The organism is Plebeiibacterium marinum (assembly GCF_026013615.1).
Classification (GTDB): domain Bacteria; phylum Bacteroidota; class Bacteroidia; order Bacteroidales; family Marinilabiliaceae; genus Saccharicrinis; species Saccharicrinis marinus_A.
In genome coordinates, this window is record NZ_JAPDPI010000088.1 from 1 (window position 1) to 5,234 (window position 5,234).

The following is a 5,234-nucleotide window of genomic DNA, read 5'->3' on the forward strand; positions in this document are numbered from 1 at the left end:
AATGGTAGAAGATGTAATTATCTTACGAATTTTGTTAGTTTTAGCCTAAGCCCCCGCTTTGCGGGTTTAGTTCAACACGGCATCATAAACCATGCGGGGTGTTGTGAAGGTGCGGAGTTGCGGTGATTTCAATAAGTCCGCCCTATGCTTTTAAAGCAACTTATTATTGTTAAATTTAGTCCCTGTAAAAGCATTGGGCTCTGAGCGGTGAAATAAAGGGCGTACTGTTTCAATCCCCGCACGGTTCATATGCCCAATCCGTTGTGTGGCATACGCGAAGCAAATAACGATAAGTAGATAAATAACGATAAGTAGATGATGAAATTTTTAATGTTGATATTATCTGTTCTATGTGTCAATACTATGTATTCTCAAGATACATCATCAGGTCTTTCCACTAATGATGAGCCAATAGACTTCTGTGGGGATATGGATAATCTTAAAACATTCATAGGTACTTCTGTTAAGATTCGTCATAACGGAGGTATATATTCAAAACTAAACAAAGGCGATTACATTTCATTTCCTAATGACAGTATTAAACATCTGGCAGGAAAAGATATGTGGGGAGATTTCTACCCTCAATCGGGAGATACTGGTGTCGTTATTTCAGTTTCAAAGTCCAAGTACGATGAAATAATATATGTGATAAAAATTGATAAGTATTATGTACCTATAAAATGTTCATATTTGGTTAATATCTCTGAGCTATCCGATGATGAGCGATGGAAATTAGAGTATTCTAAATGGGAAAAAGAAAGAGAAACATATGGCAAAGGGGAATGTAATTTTAAAAAACATAACATAAATAACATTTATAATCGACCTGGAATAACAGAAATAGACTCAATTTCAGAGGATTTTGCATGTAATCTCAAAAACAAAGGAATTGACACTATAATGCTTGTGAAGTCCATTTTTCATCATCATGGACCAGGTTGTTCAGTCTTAGATATGGTGTGTGTTTTATGGTATGACAATGATGAAGGCTTTTTAAGATACTATAGTTTTAATGAAGAAAAGAAACTAATTATTCAAAATCAAAAACTTGACTGGTATGATGTGATTAAATATTATAGAAAGAAGGAATTAAATCAAAATTCCGAAATGCCTAAAGGAGGCTCACATCTACATAACACAGTTATTCAATTTTACCTTGGAAAGGAGTTCTTTAACTGTGAGTATTCTTGGAGCTATAATAAAAATGATAAAAAACTTGAAGTAACTAAATTTGTTGAAAAGGTTAAGAAAGTAATAAATGACAGATAATACGCCACACAACAATAAATATACGTAATGCGGGGCGATTTAGTAAATTCGAACATTAAAGCATTTAATAAGCAATGTAGCGGTTTGAAAGTGAAGTGCATTGAAACCCCGCACTACGCATATTCGAACCGTTAGGCACAAGGATAGTCGTAAATTTGAAGGATAGTAATGATGGATATGGATATAAGTTTTTTTCAAAAAATTTATAATGAGGATATTTTGTATCATTATACAAAGACCTCTACTGCGATTGATTATATTTTGCATAATCACCAGTTGAAGTTTAATGGAGGCCGAAATTCAAATGACCCGATTGAGAGTAGAGAAGCAGACAGAAGGACTGTCTATTTTGGTAGTGAAGTTGATAAACCTAATCGAAAAGAAGATGTTGAAGCTTCTGCTTTTTTGCACAAATATCTTTCAGAGCTAGAAAATCAGTTTCAACAAATCTGCTTTTGCAAAAATTATCTACCTCAAGGTTCTGATAAAGGTATAATATCAAGATTTAAAGGAAATGAAGAGTTGTTTGGGTTTTCAAAGCCTAGAATGTGGGACCAATATGCTGATAAGTATTTTGGAGTCTGTATTGCTTTTTCAAAAGAAAAAATATTGACCTTAAATAAATCAAAGATAGAATTGATAGAAGATGATATTGAATACTTATCATTTGAAGAAATATGGTGTAAAAAAATTGGAGATATTCAAGGGGGGTATTTAAAAGAAGTCGGAGTAGATAATTACAAGAAACAACTTAAAGAAGGTTTACAGCAATCGTTCTTCATAAAACATAAAGATTATCAAGGTGAAAATGAGTATAGGATTGGTACATACTATAATAAAGAAAAGTGCATTATTGAAAATATAAAAGGAGAATTGGTTTTTCACAAATCAATAATGCTTGATGTCTCAGGATGTATTGAAGCTATATTTATGTCTAGTTATGCAAATGATAAGCAAAAAGAGGATTTACTTAATTATGCAAATAAATATTCTATTCCATTAGTTGAAATGAATTGGAAATATGATTCATTTGAAGCAAGAGATTATAAGAAGAGGATTGAATTTATTGAAAAAATGATAAAAAATAAAGCAAGTGAAAATTGAGGAGAAATCCCAGTGCCTAACACGGCATCATAAACCATAGCGCAGGCAGTGGTTTGCGGAGGTTTTGAGCGTGAAATTTACTATATTTCGATTTGAAAAGTAGTGCGGTAATTTGCGCTACGGTTCATATGCCCAATCCGTTAGTGTGCCACGCAAGCTGTGGTAATCCAGCAGGTGAAAATCCTGCCTAAATAATTTGCTGTTCATTTAGAAGAAATATCGACAGTTCTATCCGTGAGGATATCGCTGAAGCTCGGTATATTCAAATGACCAAGCCGTAATGCGCAAGTGTGAACCCGTGGTAGCTTCGAGAAGTGTATCTGTAGATGGGGAGAGTTTTGACGGTCTTCGAACCCTGCAACGTTACATGGATTAACAGCAAAGTGAAGTGTAACGATCTACCGGAGTCATAGGGATGGCGTGGTCATAGATGGATTATTACGGAACGTGGGAGATCTCTTGTTTCAAAGGTTGGCAACCTTAAACCGGCTGATATAAGCATAGCGAAGTTCAGCTTGGGAATAAGAGAAGTCGGAGGAGCCTATAGTACCCATGATTGTAGTGACAACAAAACGCTACATAGGAAAGGGGCTCTACTTTAGAGAAGCTTATATGGAAAACAGAACGACCTATATTGACAACAGTCTATTAGTAAGTCCATCGGAGTTTTGCACCGATGAAAGAGTTCGTGAATTCCAAAGGAAGCTATACATTAGAGCCAAGCAAGACAAAGACTTCAAAGCATACAGTCTAATCGATAAGGTTAGTCAGACCTATGTTATTGAAGAATCTTACCGCAGGGTTAAAGAGAATTATTCCAAAGGTACAGGTGTTGATAAGATGACCTTTGAGGCTATTGAAGAATATGGTGAATCCAATTTTCTGAAAGAGCTACAAACGGAATTGCGTAACAGCACATATCAATGTCAGGCCGTACGTCAGGTTGAAATTCCAAAGGAGAAGAAAGGCGAGTTCCGCATGTTAGGTATTCCTACCATAAAAGACCGAGTGGTACAAATGGCAGTGAAAATGCTGATTGAACCACTCTGGGAGGCCGACTTTATCAATACTTCTTATGGATTTCGCCCTAAACGAGGCGCACATGATGCAATCAAACAAATCAAACGGAATATTTACGAAGGGTATCATTTTATCTATGACGCAGATTTATCAAAGTATTTTGATACTATCCCTCACGAAAAACTGTTTGTACTGTTGAAAGAGCGCATTACCGACAAAGGAATACTCAATCTGATTAAGCAATGGCTTACAGCACCAAAACAACTAAAGAATGGGAAGCTTGTTGCAACAAAAGCAGGCACTCCACAAGGAGGTGTTATTAGTCCGTTGTTATCAAATATTTACCTGCATGCTTTTGATCGTATTGTTAATAATCCCAAAGGGAAGTTTGCCAAAGCAAACATTCGCATAGTGCGCTATGCCGATGATTTTGTGCTTATGGGGACCTACTATTACAGCAGAGAAATCTTGAACTACATCGATTCCTTAATGGCACGTATGGGTTTAACCATTAACAAGACAAAGACCTCTCTTTTGCATGTGCACAAGAAAAGTCTGTTCTTTTTGGGATTTGAGTTTAGGGTAATCCAATCTAAATTTTCATGGAATACAAATAAGTATACCAATGTTCGACCGAGCATGAAATCAAGATCCAAACTCTTCACTAAAATCCGGGAATTGATGGCCAAGCGGAGGCATTGGAAGATAGACCCGATGCTTTACAAGTTAAACACATTGCTCAAAGGTTGGTTAAACTATTTTTCAATAAGTAAGGTATCTCACATATGGGAAACCATAAAGGTGATCATAAAACATTTGGATTATAAACTGTTTAAATGGCTCAAAAGTAAAGGCCGAAAAGCACACAAGTCGCTCCGCCAGCGACCTTATAGTACTTTGGTTCAAAACCGAAGACTGTTTGACTTAGAAAAGTATGCACGCTTGAAGACCCTTGCGAAAGCTCAATGAAGAACTCTATCGGTAAGCCGTATGAGGGAAAACTTCACGTACGGTTTGATGAAGGGGGCGCTGATAGTTTACTTATAATTATTACTTTTAGAGTAAATAAGTAGGAGTAAGCTATCAGGCTCTACTCTACGTAGCAATTGAAAAACCCGTAATCCGTAAAAATCATTCACGAAACAATAAACAAATCTAGGACGATGAAGAAAATCTCTTTAATTCTATTCGGAATATTTTTAATACTTAAGGTTAGTTGCTTTGCAAGACCAATTGGAAATATAACAGGAAAGAATTATTGTTCTCAAACAGAAAAAACTACGGAATCAACTGTTTTTGATTTTCAAAAATTTCTTGAAATATACAGCTCGGATTCAATATTTCAGTTAAATCATGTTGTATTTCCGTTGAAATATATTTCCGTTGACATTGAAGACAATGAAGAAATAAAGATGATTAAAAAAGAGGAATGGAAATCTTTGCATTTTAAAAGCGAATTAGAAACACAAGACCGAGAAATTGACGGATATAAACAATTAATAGAGATAGAGAGCGATACAGCAAAAGTCTTAATTAGAGGAATTGACAATGGAATATATATCGACTTTATATTTGAGAAAAGAAATAAAAGTTGGTTTCTTATTGAATGGGGAGATTACTCGAATTAAATAAACAACTGCTGGCAACACTTAGCCTCTAATGTAGGGTTGCTTGCATACCCTACACATTGGAGGGTTTGTTGAACTAAACATTATCCCAGAAACCTTTACGTAAGATATTGTAAGTATGCGATTTATCTATAGTGGTTTTAATCGCATTTTTTTATTGGTTTAACTTTGTTTCAGCATATAACTTCGACGTGTTTTAGGTAATTATTTACC

General features: G+C 35.3%; 4 protein-coding genes. All 4 read left to right on the forward strand.

Going from position 1 to position 5,234, the window contains the following annotated elements; all coding sequences use genetic code 11:
- The first annotated feature begins 315 nt into the window (after positions 1–315).
- The 4 genes from OM074_RS20755 to OM074_RS20770 all read left to right on the forward strand — a co-directional run bounded on the left by OM074_RS20755 (position 316) and on the right by OM074_RS20770 (position 5,021).
- Complete coding sequence (locus tag OM074_RS20755) at positions 316–1,269, forward strand: hypothetical protein (RefSeq protein ID WP_301202616.1); 954 nt, start codon at positions 316–318, stop codon at positions 1,267–1,269.
- 168 nt (positions 1,270–1,437) lie between these two features.
- Positions 1,438–2,373: a DUF2971 domain-containing protein gene (locus OM074_RS20760; RefSeq protein ID WP_301202617.1), complete on the forward strand. Its 936-nt coding sequence runs from the start codon at positions 1,438–1,440 to the stop codon at positions 2,371–2,373.
- Positions 2,374–2,985: 612 nt separating this feature from the next.
- On the forward strand, positions 2,986–4,362 hold the full coding sequence (gene ltrA / locus OM074_RS20765; RefSeq protein WP_301202618.1) for a group II intron reverse transcriptase/maturase: 1,377 nt from the start codon (positions 2,986–2,988) through the stop codon (positions 4,360–4,362).
- A 194-nt stretch (positions 4,363–4,556) separates the two neighbouring features.
- Positions 4,557–5,021 carry a DUF4348 domain-containing protein gene (locus tag OM074_RS20770; protein WP_301202620.1) on the forward strand — a complete coding sequence of 155 codons (465 nt, stop codon included), beginning with the start codon at positions 4,557–4,559 and terminating at the stop codon, positions 5,019–5,021.
- The last annotated feature ends 213 nt before the right edge of the window (positions 5,022–5,234 follow it).

Excerpts from the sequence above, each read along its gene's own strand:
- OM074_RS20755 (WP_301202616.1), top strand. The coding sequence starts at position 316 with ATGATGAAATTTTTAATGTTGATATTATCTGTTCTATGTGTCAATACT.
- ltrA (WP_301202618.1), top strand. The coding sequence starts at position 2,986 with ATGGAAAACAGAACGACCTATATTGACAACAGTCTATTAGTAAGTCCA.
- OM074_RS20770 (WP_301202620.1), top strand. The coding sequence starts at position 4,557 with ATGAAGAAAATCTCTTTAATTCTATTCGGAATATTTTTAATACTTAAG.
- OM074_RS20760 (WP_301202617.1), top strand. The coding sequence starts at position 1,438 with ATGATGGATATGGATATAAGTTTTTTTCAAAAAATTTATAATGAGGAT.